We start from the raw sequence: 14,235 nt of genomic DNA on the forward strand, positions 1-14,235 counted from the left end.
CCGCCGAGTAATGCATGCTGGTGATCAGACCCAAGGCGTCATCTCCCAGGCTGTCAAGCACAATTTCATCAGTAAGCTCACCGGTAGACAGAAGCTTGACCTCCTTATCCATGCCTCGACCACGAAACGCCTTTAAAAACTGCAAGCCCTGATCGCCGGAAGGACTCATGAAAAAGATGGCATCGGGCTTCTCGGCGGCCACACGTTGCAGGTACGGCGCATATTCCACCCCGCCCAACGGGGTATGCACAGACCCTACCATTTTGCCCCCGCCCGCCTCAAAAGCCTGGGTGAAATACTTTTCGACGTCGATGCCGGGTGCATAATCGGGAACGATCGCGTAAACAGTCTTGATGCCCTGCTCAAGTGCCCATTTGGCAAGCGGCACGGCCAGTTGCTGCTGGCTGAGCGAGACGCGAACTATATATGGAGAACGCGTCGGAACAAAAACCGTAGCCGTAGCGTTCATTACAACCATTGGAGTTTTGGTTTGCGTTGCCACAGGCGCCACAGCCAGCGCGTTGGGAGTCAATCCGAAACCGGCCAGAAACTGGACGTTCTCGCGGGTAACAAGCTCTTGCGCGGCCCGCCGCGATACCTCGGGGTTCAAACCCGTGGTGTCACGATACAGTACCTCGACGCGAGTAGAGCCGACCTTATCGCCGTGCTCTTTCATGAAGAGCTCGATTGCCCGGCGTGACTGCTGGCCATAGGCGGCGAAAGCACCGGAAAACTCACCAATGACACCGACGCGCACTACGTCTTCGGCTGCAACTGGCGTCGCGCCTGCCGACATGAAGAACCCGGCCGCGAATGCCGTTAACACCGCGCCAAACCGCCGACGCATTCCTGACTGAAGATTTTGGAACGACTTCATTTGACGCCTCCTTGGGCTAGCGCAACACCTCATCAAGCAACTCATCCGACGTAAGCACGTCGCCAAAACTCTGGAATACAGTGGTGAAACCCGCTTGGTGATCTTCGGCATACCGGGCGGCGTTGGCGTCGGACACCATGGCCACACGGTAGTCGAGCATCATTGCGTCACGCGCGGAAGTTTCACAACAAAAGTTCGTTACGACCCCGCCAATGGCAACGTTTTCGATGGCTCGCCGGGCAAGTTGGTCGTGCAGATCGCAAGCGCCTGGAAAGAACGCGCTGAACCTGTCTTTGCTGGACTGAATATCGCCGGGCTGTACATCCAGCAGTGGATGCAGCTTGTGACCCGGATTGCCCGGGGTAAGTCCGTCGCGATGGCGTGCACCGTTATCAGCGGAAAAAAAATAGTCGTGATACAGCGGCCAAAGGCTTTTGCCTCCCCGGCCCGCCGTCATGCTGACCCAGGCTACATGCGCCCCCCGTTCGCGAAACGCCGAGGCCAGCCGGTTGATGACCGGAATAATCTGTAGCGCAGCCGGCAGGCCGTCAACATAAAAGCACTGCATGTCAATGATGACCAGCGCCGTTCTGGACGGTTCGAAGCGATCAAAGATGCGCATGCGACCGCGCTTTTGCATGACCCGCTCGATAACGTGGGAAGGCATGGCGACAGAAAGCTGTTGGCTCATGATGCATCCGTAGAGTTGATCGGGGCTGGCGCAAACTCGGCCGGCACGATGCTGCTTGCTTCACAGTCTAGGGTGGAAAATTTCGATTGAATAGACGAAAATCCGCGCAAGAGCCATCTAAATTACTTATATGCACGGACCTCTTGGCAACGAGCAAACTGCGGCGCCAACCATTTCCACACGGCATCTGCGTGCGTTTCATGCGGTGTGCCGGCACGGAAGCGTATCTCAGGCCAGTGCAGTTCTTTGCCGTGCTCAATCCGCGGTCACGCGGGCGGTGCTACAGCTCGAAAGCGAGCTGAATGTTTCCCTGTTCGAACGCTCGGTTCACGGCATGCTTCCCACTCGATATGGTCAAGTACTGTTACATCGGGTTGAACGGGCCTTCGCCTATATGGATACCGCCTATCGTGACGTGGCGGTACTTTCCGGCAGCGCACGTCGCAGCGGGCTGTACATGCTGCAAATGAATCCCCGCCGTCTCAAGGCGTTGGTCGAGCTTTCCCGGCGGCGCCACATGGGAGCCGCCGCCAATGCTCTGGGTATTTCGCAACCCGCGATAAGTCTTATGCTTCGCGATATCGAGCGCGACATAGGCACGACGCTTTTCGAGCGCGGCGCCCGAGGCCTGTACCCGACTCAGGCCGGAGAAACCGTTATCTGGCAACTTAAACTTGCCCTCAACGAGATACGTATCGCGGCCGACGAAGTCGCCGATATGCAGGGTTTGAAAAAAGGCGAGATCAGGGTGGGTGTGCTTTCCCTGGGCCGGACCTATATGCTGCCAATGGCCATTACCCGGCTGCTGGTCAAACACCCCGAGCTGCGTGTTTCGACCATGGAAGACTCTTTCGAAGTGCAGGTCGCAGCCCTGCGCGCCGGCGAAATCGACTTCATGCTGGGAGCCTTGCGCCCCCAAGAACACTGCAAAGGTCTGCTTCGAGAGGCCTTGATGGACGACAAGATGGCCGTGTTGTGTCGAGCGGGCCACCCGCTGGCCAAACAAAGCGGCGTGACACTGGGTGATACCCTTGGGTACGGTTGGGTCCTGCCTCACGCAGGCACACCTACACGTAATCTGTTTGAGACCTTATTCTCAAGAAGACGTCTGCCTCTGCCCAAAGTTGCCGTGGAAACGACCGATCTGTCGATTATTCGGGAGATCATGCTCGAAAGTGAAATGCTGACTCTGGTATCGTCTCACCAGTACCGGCGTGAGCTTTCGGCTGCCATGCTGGTCGAGCTTGATCTGCACCTGCCCGAAACCGCTCGCCAGGTAGGCCTGCTTCGACGCATGGACGATCGACCTTCGCCTGGTACACAGCTTCTGCTTGCCGAAGTGCGGGCCATCACCTCGATACCCGATCATCTCCCATTTAGTCCCGAGCCTGTGTCATGACCTCTTCCAACTCTACCGTCCAGTTCCGCATGCGCATTTATCGCGACGGGGCCATTGCCATCGGACCCGGCCGGGTCGCCTTGCTCGAGGCTATAGACCGGGCTGGTTCCATCTCGGGCGCCGCCAGAGCACTGAAGATGTCGTACCGGCGCGCGTGGCTACTGGTCAACGATACGAACAACGCGCTAAAAGAACCTGCAGTCAGTTCCTCGGAAGGCGGTGTTGCGGGCGGCGGAAGCCGGCTCACGGCCACCGGCCGCGCCCTGGTTACACATTACCGAAATATCGAGGCCGCCGCCGCGCGCGCCGCGCAAGCGGACATTGATGCGCTGACCGCCCTTATTGCAAAACAACCTTCTGGCTCCGACTGAACCGTCGGGCCGATTTCAACCGGGGCGCCACAGAGTCTACGGTTTTACAACCGCCACTTTTGCCAACAATCGCATCAGCGTCTTGCGCTCGCGACTGCTTAACTGAGATGCCACCATCTCTTCGAACCTGCGCGACAGCTGTGTAAGCCGACGCAGTTCGGCCAAGCCTGTCGGAGTAACCGCCAGCGCATAACTGCGACGATCTTCGGGGATGCTTTGCCGCTCTACATATCCCAGAGCCTGAAGGGCATCAATGACCTTGACCACGCTGGCACGGTTAACGCGCAAGGCATCCGCCAGAGCCGACTGATTGATCCCGGGGTGATTGCCGATAATGCAAAGCGCCGTCATCCTCCCGGGAGAAAGCGCTTCCGGTCCGAAAAACTCGAACAGCATTTCGTAGCAACGTACCTGCGCCTTCTTGATCTCGTAGGCCAGGGAATCCCGAAGCAGGTCGATGTCGTCCGCATCCGGAACGCTACCCTCGGGATTGTCGGGCAGTATCGGTTGTTGGGCAATGCCTGGCACACTTGGAGTATTCATTGTTGACGCCATACAGGGTTAGCCCCGATGGATACCATAAATTCTAAATAATAAGATTCCTTATAACTGTTAACCTGCTTAACAATATATTAGTATCGGCCCTGATGGACAGCGGCGCAGACCCTTACATCGGACCACCGTTTTACGTTCCAAGGATACCCATGACCGGCGTTAATCAGGTTGTCGCCATCGACATCCATACCCATGCAACCGTTTCCACCCGCAATCCGCCCGACGAGGTCGCCATTGCCTTTGACACAGCCATGGCAGCGTATTTCAAAGAAAAAATGCCTCGGCCAACTATTGCAGAAACCGCCGATTATTATCGCGAGCGCAACATGATGGCGGTGATTTTCACCGTCGACACCGAACGCGCGAACGGTCAGGTGCGGATTTCGAATGAAGAGGTGGCTGAAGAAGCCGCCAAACACCAAGATGTACTGATACCCTTCGCCAGCATCGACCCGCTACGAGGCAAGATGGGGGCTCGAGAGGCTCGCCGTCTTATCGAAGACTACGGGGTACGCGGGTTCAAGTTTCACCCTTCCCAGCAAGAGTTTTACCCGAATGAACGTCGTGCCTTCGACCTGTACGAGGTCATCGCCGAGGCCGGCCTGCCGGCTATCTTTCATAGCGGTCAGACAGGGGTGGGCGCACGCATGCGCGGTGGTGGCGGGGTGCGCCTGAAGTATTCCGACCCCATGTTTCTGGATGACGTGGCTGTCGACTTTCCGGACATGCCCATCATCATCGCGCACCCGTCTTTCCCATGGCAAGAGAACGCATTGGCCGTGGCCACGCACAAGCCCAATGTCTATATCGACCTATCGGGCTGGTCACCAAAGTATTTCCCGCAAATTCTCATCCAGTATGCCAACACCATCCTGAAAGACAAGATGCTGTTCGGATCTGATTTTCCGGTGATCACACCCGACCGCTGGTTGGAAGACTTCGAGAAAATCGGCATTCGAGACGAGGTCAAGCCACTTATTCTGCGCGACAACGCCATTCGCCTGCTGGGGCTCGACAAGGACCCCGTTTACGGCCGCTACACACGTTTGCAGCCGCCTTCCAACGACGGCTGCTGCTGACTTGTTAGCTGAATGTCGCCTTGAATTCGTCGGGGATGGGCGCTCCCTTGAGGCGCCCTTCACCGACGAACTGGGCCCATGCTCGCAATTCGTGGCCGGTGGCTACTAGCCGGTCACCACACTTGACCGTATAAGCTACCTTGAACCGACGTTCGGCCCATTCAACGATATCGGCTTCGATGGTGATGATGTCATCGTAGGAAACTGGTGAACGGAACACGCTGCCCACATCCACCAGGGGAGTGCATGCATTGAAGCGCTCGCGAATCTTGCGCTGGCTTAGATCGCGGCTGCGGCACAACCCCTGATAAGTACTGTCATACCAATAAAAGAAGTTGGGGTAAAAGACGATACCGGCGTCATCGCAATCACCCCACTCCACAGTAAGGCTACGTTCAAACAGGCTCATTCTGGCCAAGCTCCCAGTTTCAAAAGCCTTGATAATAGCCTGTTATGACATCGAGCACTGCTGGTGGTAGATGTCCTTGTGCATCTCCAGCGGTGTAGCGATTTTTTTCAGTACGACGTCGTCCCCGCCGTCGGCCACCGCCTCGAATGCATAGTAATTTTGAATCGGCATATGGTTATTGTTGAACTTGAAGGGGCCGCGTACTGACTTCAGCTCATCGCCTGCCTCGCGTACCGCTTTGGCAAACGCCTGGTTATCCGCGACATCGCCGTTCAGCTTTTCTGCCGCAATGGCCAGCAGGTTTCCGGCATCATAGGCTGCAGCGGCGTACATGCTGGGCGATCTCTTGTATTTGTCTTTGAATGCCTTGACGAACGCGTTGTTCTCGGGGCTGTCGTATCCGGCACTCCACATGGCACCTGCAACAACGCCTTCTGCCAGATTCTTGAGCGCAGGCAAGGTAGTGCCATCCACAGTAAACACCGATAAAACTGGCATTTTGCCCATCATGCCGGCCTGCCGCATCTGCTTGACGAAATTGATTCCCATGCCGCCGGGATAAAAAACAAACAAGGCATCGGCATCCGAGGTTTGCAGTTGTACGATTTCGGCAGAGTAGTCGGTCTGGCCCAGTTGCGTATACAACTCTTCAACGACCTCACCCTTGAAGTGACGCTTGAACCCTTCGAGCATTTCCTTGCCGGCCTGGTAGTTGGGTGCCATCAAGAACACTTTGCCATAACCCTTGTTCTGGGCGTAGACCCCCATGGACTCGGCAGGACCGTCGCTCTGCCAGGCAGCTGCAAAAATGTTGGGTTTGCACCCTTCGCCGGAAATGGCGCGCGCACCTGAGTTTGTAGAGATCGCCACCACACCTGATTCCACAATCTGTGGCAGTTGAGCCATGAGCACGTTCGTATAGCCCATGCCCACAATGGCGTTGACCTTATCGCGCTCTATCAGTTTGCGCGCAATCTGGACGCCGGTCTCGGGCTTTACCTGATCGTCTTCCTTGATGACGATTACCGGCTGACCGCCAAACTTGCCGCCGTGCTGTTCGACGGCAAGCATGAGTCCGTCGTACTGGTCCTGGCCCAGCGCGGCTCCGGGCCCGGACAGGGGGCCGCTGAAGCCGATCTTTATATCGGCGCTGGCAGGTGCCGCCAACATCGACAGCGATCCAGCCAAGCCGGCAATAAACATTCTGCATTTCATGGTTGTCTCCTGGAAGCTCAAACTGCTTGTTGTTTTGGGTTTGAAGCTGATGATGCTTACGGAATTGATACCGGTACGGCGTCAATCAAGACAAAGCCCACCATGCACGGCTTGTCGCTGCGATTGCTCCATGAATGGTTGGTTCCGCGCTGCACAAGTACATCGCCCGCGGTCATGCGAACCTCGCCTTCATCCATCACCGCCCAGATTTCACCCTCGAGGACGAAGGCATAATCGATTGAGTTGGTACGGTGCATGGCTTCGTGACGATCGCCGCTTTCGTGCATGGCATCGGCACCCGACTCGCCCATCGAAGCGAACGCCTCGTCGCGCTTCCACTTGCCGATGTATTCTTTGTCGGGAGGAAACTGCACTACCCGAAAGACCGATCCGGATGGCGGTGGTGCAAGGCTGATTTGTGCCGAACACGGGTCGCGATCACCTTCATTGTTCGCAGGCGTCTGGTCAGTTTTCCAGATGTCGGTCACGCCGAAGTCGGAAACGCCTGCCAGCGCCATCGAGTGCGGAGAAGGCCCATCAGAAATAATGACAGACCGACCTTCTGCATTGTGGCCGGTGACTATGCGACGCACGGGCCTGATTCCCTTACCACTGTTCATGTCTTCTCCGTTTGGTGGTTGATGTAACGCGGGTATGAGCGGCGATCAATTGAGCGGAGCCAATCCCATCATTTCGCGCGCTTCAGCAGCCGTGGCGGGTTCATGACCCAGCTCGCGCACAATACGAACCAGTCGTTCTACCAGTTGCACATTGGTAGCCAGAACGCCCTGTTCGTAATACAGATTGTCTTCAAGGCCGGTTCGCGCGTGCCCCCCGAGCAATATTCCCTGGACTGTCGCCGGAAGCTGCGCCGGCCCAATGCCGCTGACATTGAATATGGAGTCGGGCGGAAGATGGTCGACCATCATCTGAAGAATGCGGGGTGTGTAAGGCAAGGCTCCCTGAAACGCATTGACACCAATGACAATGTTGATGAAATACGGGGGTTTATCGAGGCCGGCCTTGATCGCTCTGGATACGTCCTGCACCATGTCTTCAAGGCTGAAGACCTCCCATTCGGGCTTGATACCGCGCGCCATCATTTTTTCGGCCAATTCCCTGATGCGTGTAGGTGTCGTGGGAACCAGAATTTCCTTGTCGTGGAAACTGGCGCAGATAGTCTGGGCGTCAAGGGTGCACATCTCGGCTCCGGGCGCCTCCATGCCCTTCAGACGCTCTTCGAACTTGATCTCCCACAAGCCGTTATTCAGCTGGTGAATCATGTCACCATTGATTCCGCCACCCGTCGAATTGTTGAGCACGATGTCGCATTTATCGCGTATCAGCGCGTTCATTTCTCCGTACACAGCCGGATCACAGGTGGCTTCGTCGTCGCTGGCACGCCGCGCATGCAGGGCCACCACGCTGGCTCCGGCGTTGTAGCAACGAAGCACGTCCTCGGCAATCTCCTTCGGTTGGGTCGGTAAGTTGGGGTTTTGCTTTTTGCTGGCCATGCCACCGGTGGGGGCGACGGTGATGATGATCTTGCGCTTGCTCATGGTTGTCTCCTCGTTCGTGCGCCGACTTGTTTTCAGGATGGTAGCGGCAGATGAGTTACTTGAATAATGTTCAAAAGCTATACGCGCTATTCAGATTTCAAGTATCGGTTGAAAGCGCCTCATAGGCGGCTGCCAGCTCTGGATCGATCCGTCGCATGTCCTCACGCGAGACACGGCCGGTGCGTGTCATGTAGCTGTATGCAAGCTCTACGGGACTCATGGCCGGAACCAGTTCGTCCATTCGTTCGTACCACTTGATGCTGGCATTTGCGGCTTCCCATATCTTGCGCATGGGAGGCAGGCGCAGGTCGCGAAACTTGTCACGGGCAGCAGCCACATCATTGCCTTTTTCGCGAAATGCCTTGAACAGCGCCACGGCATCTTCCATGGCCAGACGGGTCCCCGATCCGATAGAGAAATGGGCAGTACGCAAGGCATCGCCCATAAGCACAACGTTATCGAAACCCCAGTTCTCGTTCCAGATTACAGGAAAATTACGCCAATACGAATGGTTGCTTATGATGGGGTGTCCTTCGAGTTCCGTCGCAAATACCCGCTCGCAATAGGCGATTGTGTCTTCGGGACTCATGGAATCGAATCCGGCACGATGCCAGGTGTCTTCTGCGACTTCGACCAGAAATGTGCTCATGTCGGGTCGATACCGGTAATGATGTGCACAAAATACGCCCTTGTCCGTCTCTCGAAACGTCAGGGTCAGACTGTTGAACGCCTTGGTCGTGCCATACCAGATGAACTTGTTCGGACGGATGTCGGTAGTGGTTCCCAGTTTTTTTTCATTCTCGGAGCGTATCCACGACGAAACACCATTGGCGGCAATGATCAGATCGGCCGGGCCCAACTCCTGAAAGTTTGAAACTTCGGTTTCGAAACGGATTTCGACACCAAGCTTCTCGACGTACTCGTACAACAGCGTCAGCAGTTCCAGGCGGCCGATCGACGCAAACCCGTTGCCGGCGATTGGAATGCGCGTATCGTTGCGAGCGACGGTAATTTCAGGCCAGTTTTCAAGGTGAGGAGTCAGATAGTGATAAAGCTCCTCGTCATCCGCACGCAGAAACTCCAGTGCCCGATCCGAGAAGACCACGCCAAAGCCCCACGTCGCGTCTCTTGGATTGCGCTCGAAAATAACGATGTCGTGCGACGGATCGTGTCGCTTCATCAACGCTGCAAAATAAAGTCCTGCCGGGCCGGCTCCGACGATCCTGATTTTCATGAATGTGTCTCCAATTGGGCATGCGCTGCACAGTAGAACGCTCGTATGCACATGCGTCACGCCTGCGATGCTTGTACTGCAATGGTAGTGCAAGATGCGGTTATAAAAATAATGCCAGGGTGATATAGTCGTTATGCGGAAAATGACTAACTAAGCCTATGCATACGCGTTTGCTCGAATACATGTTGCGTGTTGCCGAATTGGGCAGCATCAACAAGGCAGCTCTTGACCTGAACTTGTCGCAACCAACGCTGTCCCGTCATATCGCGACACTCGAAAAACTGATGGGCACGGCGCTGTTCGTGCGCAGCCAGGGCGGCGTGAGTCTCACCGAGGCGGGCAAGTTGCTCGCAGATCGCAGTCGGCCATTGCTTCGCCAGTTCGCCCTTCTAAAGGACCAGGTTGGCGAGGTGGCATCCGGGCAGTTGTCCATTGGTGTACCGGCATCCTGGCAAAGGGCATTCACCTCTCGTTTTGTTGGCACAATGTTGCGAGAGCACCCCAACATCAAACTGCGTGTGCATGAAGGCGTCAGCAACATACTCCGGGATTATTTGCTGGCCGGGGTGCTTGATCTTTGCATAATGCCTTTCGACCCGGCCCCCCCTGCAGGTTACGCTCAAATGCCCTTGGTACGTGAGCCGCTCATTGTGCTGGGCCAGCGGTCAGAAAACTTTGATTCCCGTGAACCCGCGCCTTTGTCTTGCGTGGACGGAGCCCGGCTGATACTTCCGGGCCGCCCCAATGCCATTACGTCTCAAGTAGAGCACATGCTCAAGCGCAAGGGAATGAACTTCAATATAGCCATTGAAACCGACACGCTTGCCCTGTGCCTTGACCTGGCGCGCCAGGGCCTGGGGGTCACCGTGGTTCCGGCCAGCGCAGTGTATGACCACGACCTGGCAGACATCAGCTGGAGCCCGCTACGCGGACTCTTTCTGACCTGGTCCCTGTTCGAGAGCCTGGCCCGATCGCATTCACACGCAGTGCATGAAGGCAGGAAGCTGGTGCATGAGACGGTGGCCATGGCGGTAAGCCAGGGTACGTGGCATGGCGTAGAAGTACCGGGCGGCGCGCGCCAAAGCTGACTCTCGCTCTAGTAACAATCAGAAACGAATTCGCCACTGCTGTGCACGCTGCGGCGATTACTGATCATGCGACCATAATTACAACAAGAAGGCAGGAAGAAGCCGAATTTTAAATGAAAGATGCAAACATTTGGCGGCGGGCCGTGCGTTGCCGAATTATTGCCGGGGTCATACTATTGACCATACCAATTGTGAAGAAGGCCTGAACGCAACCATTGTGCACAGGCCGCCCCACTGCAATACAAAATTTTGAATGCCAGGTTAAATGTCCACCATCACTACCCTTGAAGTGCGCCGCAAAAAGGCCTCGGATCGCTGGACCATCGACGACATCGTGGCCCTGTACGAACTGCCGTTTCTCGATCTTCTGTACCGGGCCCAGACCGTACACAGAGAGCATCACGCCCCTAACGAAATCCAGCTTTCCAGCCTGCTTTCCATCAAAACCGGCGGCTGTCCCGAAGATTGCTCATACTGCCCTCAATCATCGCGCTACGAGACCGAAGTCGAGCAAGAGAAGCTCATGGCACTCGAAGAGGTGCTTGAAGCGGCACGTCAGGCAAAGGCCGGCGGGGCACAGCGATTCTGTATGGGAGCGGCATGGCGGTCTCCAAGCGCACGCCAGATCGAACATGTCGCCGCAATGGTTGCTGCAGTAAAGGCCATGGGCCTCGAAACGTGCGTCACTCTGGGAATGCTCAAAGAAGGTCAGGCCGAACAGCTTCGGGAGGCCGGTCTCGATTACTACAATCACAACCTTGACACCTCTCCCGAGTTTTATGGCCAGATCATTTCGACACGCACCTACCAGGACCGACTGGACACACTGGAGCGCGTGCGAAACGCCGGCATCAATGTCTGTTGCGGCGGCATCGTGGGTCTGGGCGAGTCACGACGCGAGCGCGCCGGCCTTGTATATCAGTTGGCGAATATGAACCCCTATCCCGACTCGGTTCCGGTAAACAATCTGGTCAAGGTCGAAGGAACTCCCCTGTTCGAAAACGAAGACCTCGACCCCTTCGAGTTCATCCGTACGGTAGCGGTGGCCCGCATTACCATGCCCAAGGCAGTCGTACGACTCTCGGCCGGGCGCGAGGCCATGAGCGAAACCATGCAGGCCTTGTGCTTTGCCGCGGGGGCAAACTCCATTTTTTACGGGGAAAAGCTGCTCACCACCGGCAACCCGCAATACATGCAGGACCGCGCCCTGTTTGAACGCCTGGGCCTGCGCGAGGCCGGCCATGCGGAAAAGGACGGCGCTTTGCAGCAGCCAGCTTCGACTTCCTGCGAGAAAGATGCCGATATGTCGGTTCCCCAGGCAATAGGCGGGGCTTGATTCGAATTAGCCCCGGGAATTACCAGTCGCACACGTGATGTTGAGTCTTGCTGCATGTGTCACCTGCAGTGTGGCAGTATCGGTTCTGCTCAAGATTGCGCGTGGGCGATCCATCCAGGTTGATCAGGCAATCGCCGTCAACTACCCGGTGGCCGCAGTGCTTTGCCTTGCACTGCTACGCCCCGAGCCCGCACAAGTCCTTCAGCCAGGAACGCCCTGGTGGATACTCATTGCACTGGGCATCTTGCTGCCAGGCGTCTTTCTTGCGATGGCCGGTGCTGTTCGGCATGCCGGCATTGTCGTCAGCGACGCCGCCCAACGCCTGTCGTTACTGATACCGCTGGCCGCCGCATTCTGGGTGTTCGGCGAGTCATTCAGTGGCACCAAATTGACTGGCATGGGCGTTGCGCTGGCCGCGCTACTTTGCCTGATCTGGCCGACGCCCGGCACTAAACCAGCCACGTCCGCCGGGCCGACCACACTTACCCGGCCCGGCGGAACTGCGACCCTGACTATTCCCCTGCTACTTTGTGTATGGCTGGGGTACGGAACCATCGACGTCCTTTTCAAGGAGATGGCCCGCAGTGCCCTGGATTTTTCCAGCAGTCTGTTTGCGGCTTTTGTGCTGGCCGGCATTACCTCCTTCACCTTTCTGCTTGCCCGGCGAACATCCTGGCACCGTCGCAGCGTGGCGGCCGGAACGTTATTGGGCATGCTCAACTTCAGCAACATCTATTTTTATCTTCTGGCCCACCAGCAATATCCTGACAACCCGACCCTTGTGTTCGCAGCGGTAAACGTAGGCGTCATTGGTCTGGGCACATGGACAGGTGCGCGGCTCTTCAGAGAGACACTTGGCCCGCAGAAGATAGCGGGGCTTTTTCTGGCAGTCGGTGCGATCGGCCTGTTATTGCCACGCTAGCGCCCCCGACGCGACAACGCACATCCGGGAACCATCAACCTTCGACCGGCACTTCATCCGGCAAAGGCTCGGCCGAGATATCGGTTTCGACGTCCACCCGGGGATCAAGAGCCGCGACAACCGGAGTGGCCTGCACCTCGGCCATCGGGACGAACTGCGTCGGAGCGTCCGCGCTGAGATGATCGCCCGTGACCTGCTGTGGTCGCACGTACAGCACGAGTACGGCTGCGCACGCGGATACAAACATGAAGAAGGTTTCCGCACCGATATCACGCATCAAGGCGCCCGCAGCCAAGGGTCCCAGACAGGCACCAAGCCCATACGCCATCAAGACAATGGCGCTCAGGCCAACACGCCTCTCGGGTTCGATATTGTCATTGGCAAAGGCAACACCGATCGGATACAGCGTGAACTGCAATACTCCGAAAGCACACGACACCAGAAGCAATGCCCAGTACGGCAACTGCCCCCAGCCCCAGGCCGGTATGCCGATGATCAGCAGCAACAGCGAATTCAGACGAATCAGGCCGGCGCGATTGACCCGATCGGCCAGCCATCCAAGCGGTCCTTGTGCCAGCAAGCCTGCGGCCACCGCTGCCGCAACGAAAATAGCCGCCTGGTTGTTATCCAGCCCCTGCTTTACGGCAAACACTGGCCCTAACCCGTAGAATGCACCCGTCAGCAATCCGCTGATGAAGACCGTCGCCAGAGACATCGGAACCAGCGACAGGTAATAGCGTGGCTTGATGGGTGCGGGTACCTGCATCGCCGGGTGCAAGCGCCGCGTCAACGCCACCGGCACCAGGCAAAGCACCGAGCAGATCGCCGCGAACACAATCGGCTTGTAATCGAGTTCGGGGAACATCGCCAAAGCCAGTTGACCCAGAACCGTTCCAAGCCCCGAAAACACCATGTACAGGGCAAAGATGCTGCCCCGCATTTCGTTCTCGGCCTGTTCATTGAGCCAGCTTTCCACGACCATCAGCTGAGCCACCATGGCCAGCCCCACCAGAAAGCGCAATCCCAGCCATATCCACAGGTTGTCAATCAAGGCCATGGTCAGCAGGGCGACCGTCACGATCGCAGCCCCCGCCGAATACGCGCGTATGTGACCAAACTGGATGATCAGTTTATGACCCACACGGGCACCGGCAACCAGGCCAAAATAGTAGGCAGCGATTTGCGCCCCCACCCAGAACTCAGACACGGAAGCAGCCGTCAGCCAAAGACTAAGGAACGTATTGAACAGACCCGTGCCCAGCAACATCACCAAAGTTGCCAGGTACAGGGAGAAAAAGGACGCGACGTTCTTCAGCATAAATAGCACTGCCGCCCGGTGCACGCCGGACGGCAGATAAAGTTTGGACAAGTGGGTGTCAGACCATGGCCGGGACCGGCCCGACACATGCCCGAATTACACAGCCTTCCGGACAGGCATCCGCCGTGCCCGGCGGCAGGTGCCGACACCTGGCCGCCCAATGGGCATGGCAAAGGTACGAT

General features: G+C 56.9%; 15 protein-coding genes. 6 read left to right on the plus strand and 9 right to left on the minus strand.

Annotated features, from left to right (window positions below):
- On the minus strand, positions 1 to 877 hold an 877-nt coding region (locus tag Q1J88_RS07560), incomplete at its 3' end, for an ABC transporter substrate-binding protein (protein WP_301117001.1).
- A 16-nt stretch (positions 878 to 893) separates the two neighbouring features.
- Positions 894 to 1,568 carry a cysteine hydrolase gene (locus tag Q1J88_RS07565; RefSeq protein ID WP_301117002.1) on the minus strand — a complete coding sequence of 225 codons (675 nt, stop codon included), beginning with the start codon at positions 1,566 to 1,568 and terminating at the stop codon, positions 894 to 896.
- A 130-nt stretch (positions 1,569 to 1,698) separates the two neighbouring features.
- On the opposite strand from Q1J88_RS07565, the gene Q1J88_RS07570 reads away from it, so the two are divergent.
- Both Q1J88_RS07570 and Q1J88_RS07575 read left to right on the plus strand, forming a co-directional pair.
- Positions 1,699 to 2,967, plus strand: coding sequence for a LysR family transcriptional regulator (locus tag Q1J88_RS07570; protein ID WP_301117003.1), 1,269 nt, complete (start codon positions 1,699 to 1,701; stop codon positions 2,965 to 2,967).
- Positions 2,964 to 3,338, plus strand: a complete 375-nt coding sequence (locus tag Q1J88_RS07575; protein WP_301117004.1) for a LysR family transcriptional regulator — start codon at positions 2,964 to 2,966, stop codon at positions 3,336 to 3,338. Before Q1J88_RS07570 ends, Q1J88_RS07575 begins: the two co-directional genes overlap by 4 nt.
- Before the next feature lie 36 nt (positions 3,339 to 3,374).
- On the opposite strand, the gene Q1J88_RS07580 is transcribed toward Q1J88_RS07575, so the two are convergent.
- Complete coding sequence (locus Q1J88_RS07580) at positions 3,375 to 3,881, minus strand: MarR family transcriptional regulator (RefSeq protein ID WP_301117005.1); 507 nt, start codon at positions 3,879 to 3,881, stop codon at positions 3,375 to 3,377.
- A 161-nt stretch (positions 3,882 to 4,042) separates the two neighbouring features.
- Here Q1J88_RS07580 and Q1J88_RS07585 point away from each other — a divergent pair, with 161 nt between their 5' ends.
- The gene (locus Q1J88_RS07585) at positions 4,043 to 4,972 is read left to right on the plus strand and encodes an amidohydrolase family protein (RefSeq protein ID WP_301117007.1); all 930 of its coding nucleotides are present in this window, start codon (positions 4,043 to 4,045) and stop codon (positions 4,970 to 4,972) included.
- Between the two features lie 4 nt (positions 4,973 to 4,976).
- Here the strand turns inward: Q1J88_RS07585 and Q1J88_RS07590 are convergent, their stop codons facing one another.
- The 5 genes from Q1J88_RS07590 to Q1J88_RS07610 all read right to left on the minus strand — a co-directional run bounded on the left by Q1J88_RS07590 (position 4,977) and on the right by Q1J88_RS07610 (position 9,389).
- Complete coding sequence (locus tag Q1J88_RS07590) at positions 4,977 to 5,381, minus strand: thioesterase family protein (protein ID WP_301117008.1); 405 nt, start codon at positions 5,379 to 5,381, stop codon at positions 4,977 to 4,979.
- Positions 5,382 to 5,423: 42 nt separating this feature from the next.
- Positions 5,424 to 6,596: an ABC transporter substrate-binding protein gene (locus Q1J88_RS07595; protein WP_301117009.1), complete on the minus strand. Its 1,173-nt coding sequence runs from the start codon at positions 6,594 to 6,596 to the stop codon at positions 5,424 to 5,426.
- A gap of 56 nt (positions 6,597 to 6,652) precedes the next feature.
- Positions 6,653 to 7,216, minus strand: coding sequence for a cupin domain-containing protein (locus tag Q1J88_RS07600; RefSeq protein ID WP_301117010.1), 564 nt, complete (start codon positions 7,214 to 7,216; stop codon positions 6,653 to 6,655).
- A gap of 45 nt (positions 7,217 to 7,261) precedes the next feature.
- The gene (locus Q1J88_RS07605) at positions 7,262 to 8,155 is read right to left on the minus strand and encodes a 3-keto-5-aminohexanoate cleavage protein (protein ID WP_301117012.1); all 894 of its coding nucleotides are present in this window, start codon (positions 8,153 to 8,155) and stop codon (positions 7,262 to 7,264) included.
- A gap of 97 nt (positions 8,156 to 8,252) precedes the next feature.
- The gene (locus Q1J88_RS07610; protein WP_301117013.1) at positions 8,253 to 9,389 is read right to left on the minus strand and encodes an FAD-dependent monooxygenase; all 1,137 of its coding nucleotides are present in this window, start codon (positions 9,387 to 9,389) and stop codon (positions 8,253 to 8,255) included.
- Between the two features lie 158 nt (positions 9,390 to 9,547).
- Between Q1J88_RS07610 and Q1J88_RS07615 the strand changes: the two genes are divergently transcribed.
- The 3 genes from Q1J88_RS07615 (at position 9,548) to Q1J88_RS07625 (ending at position 12,735) form a co-directional block, all read left to right on the plus strand.
- On the plus strand, positions 9,548 to 10,477 hold the full coding sequence (locus Q1J88_RS07615) for a LysR family transcriptional regulator (protein ID WP_301117014.1): 930 nt from the start codon (positions 9,548 to 9,550) through the stop codon (positions 10,475 to 10,477).
- Between the two features lie 265 nt (positions 10,478 to 10,742).
- Positions 10,743 to 11,813: a biotin synthase BioB gene (gene bioB, locus Q1J88_RS07620; protein WP_301117015.1), complete on the plus strand. Its 1,071-nt coding sequence runs from the start codon at positions 10,743 to 10,745 to the stop codon at positions 11,811 to 11,813.
- A 37-nt stretch (positions 11,814 to 11,850) separates the two neighbouring features.
- Positions 11,851 to 12,735: an EamA/RhaT family transporter gene (locus tag Q1J88_RS07625; protein WP_301117016.1), complete on the plus strand. Its 885-nt coding sequence runs from the start codon at positions 11,851 to 11,853 to the stop codon at positions 12,733 to 12,735.
- Positions 12,736 to 12,769: 34 nt separating this feature from the next.
- Here the strand turns inward: Q1J88_RS07625 and Q1J88_RS07630 are convergent, their stop codons facing one another.
- Positions 12,770 to 14,053 carry an MFS transporter gene (locus Q1J88_RS07630; protein WP_301117017.1) on the minus strand — a complete coding sequence of 428 codons (1,284 nt, stop codon included), beginning with the start codon at positions 14,051 to 14,053 and terminating at the stop codon, positions 12,770 to 12,772.
- Positions 14,054 to 14,235 lie beyond the last annotated feature (182 nt).

The sequence above is a fragment of the Pusillimonas sp. genome, assembly GCF_029263785.1.
Classification (GTDB): Bacteria; Pseudomonadota; Gammaproteobacteria; order Burkholderiales; family Burkholderiaceae_B; genus Pusillimonas.

Coding starts and splice junctions, on each gene's coding strand:
- Q1J88_RS07590 (WP_301117008.1), bottom strand. CDS start 5,381: ATGAGCCTGTTTGAACGTAGCCTTACTGTGGAGTGGGGTGATTGCGAT.
- Q1J88_RS07625 (WP_301117016.1), top strand. CDS start 11,851: ATGTTGAGTCTTGCTGCATGTGTCACCTGCAGTGTGGCAGTATCGGTT.
- Q1J88_RS07600 (WP_301117010.1), bottom strand. CDS start 7,216: ATGAACAGTGGTAAGGGAATCAGGCCCGTGCGTCGCATAGTCACCGGC.
- Q1J88_RS07595 (WP_301117009.1), bottom strand. CDS start 6,596: ATGAAATGCAGAATGTTTATTGCCGGCTTGGCTGGATCGCTGTCGATG.
- Q1J88_RS07585 (WP_301117007.1), top strand. CDS start 4,043: ATGACCGGCGTTAATCAGGTTGTCGCCATCGACATCCATACCCATGCA.
- Q1J88_RS07565 (WP_301117002.1), bottom strand. CDS start 1,568: ATGAGCCAACAGCTTTCTGTCGCCATGCCTTCCCACGTTATCGAGCGG.
- Q1J88_RS07615 (WP_301117014.1), top strand. CDS start 9,548: ATGCATACGCGTTTGCTCGAATACATGTTGCGTGTTGCCGAATTGGGC.
- Q1J88_RS07610 (WP_301117013.1), bottom strand. CDS start 9,389: ATGAAAATCAGGATCGTCGGAGCCGGCCCGGCAGGACTTTATTTTGCA.
- Q1J88_RS07605 (WP_301117012.1), bottom strand. CDS start 8,155: ATGAGCAAGCGCAAGATCATCATCACCGTCGCCCCCACCGGTGGCATG.
- Q1J88_RS07570 (WP_301117003.1), top strand. CDS start 1,699: ATGCACGGACCTCTTGGCAACGAGCAAACTGCGGCGCCAACCATTTCC.
- Q1J88_RS07575 (WP_301117004.1), top strand. CDS start 2,964: ATGACCTCTTCCAACTCTACCGTCCAGTTCCGCATGCGCATTTATCGC.
- Q1J88_RS07580 (WP_301117005.1), bottom strand. CDS start 3,881: ATGAATACTCCAAGTGTGCCAGGCATTGCCCAACAACCGATACTGCCC.
- Q1J88_RS07630 (WP_301117017.1), bottom strand. CDS start 14,053: ATGCTGAAGAACGTCGCGTCCTTTTTCTCCCTGTACCTGGCAACTTTG.
- bioB (WP_301117015.1), top strand. CDS start 10,743: ATGTCCACCATCACTACCCTTGAAGTGCGCCGCAAAAAGGCCTCGGAT.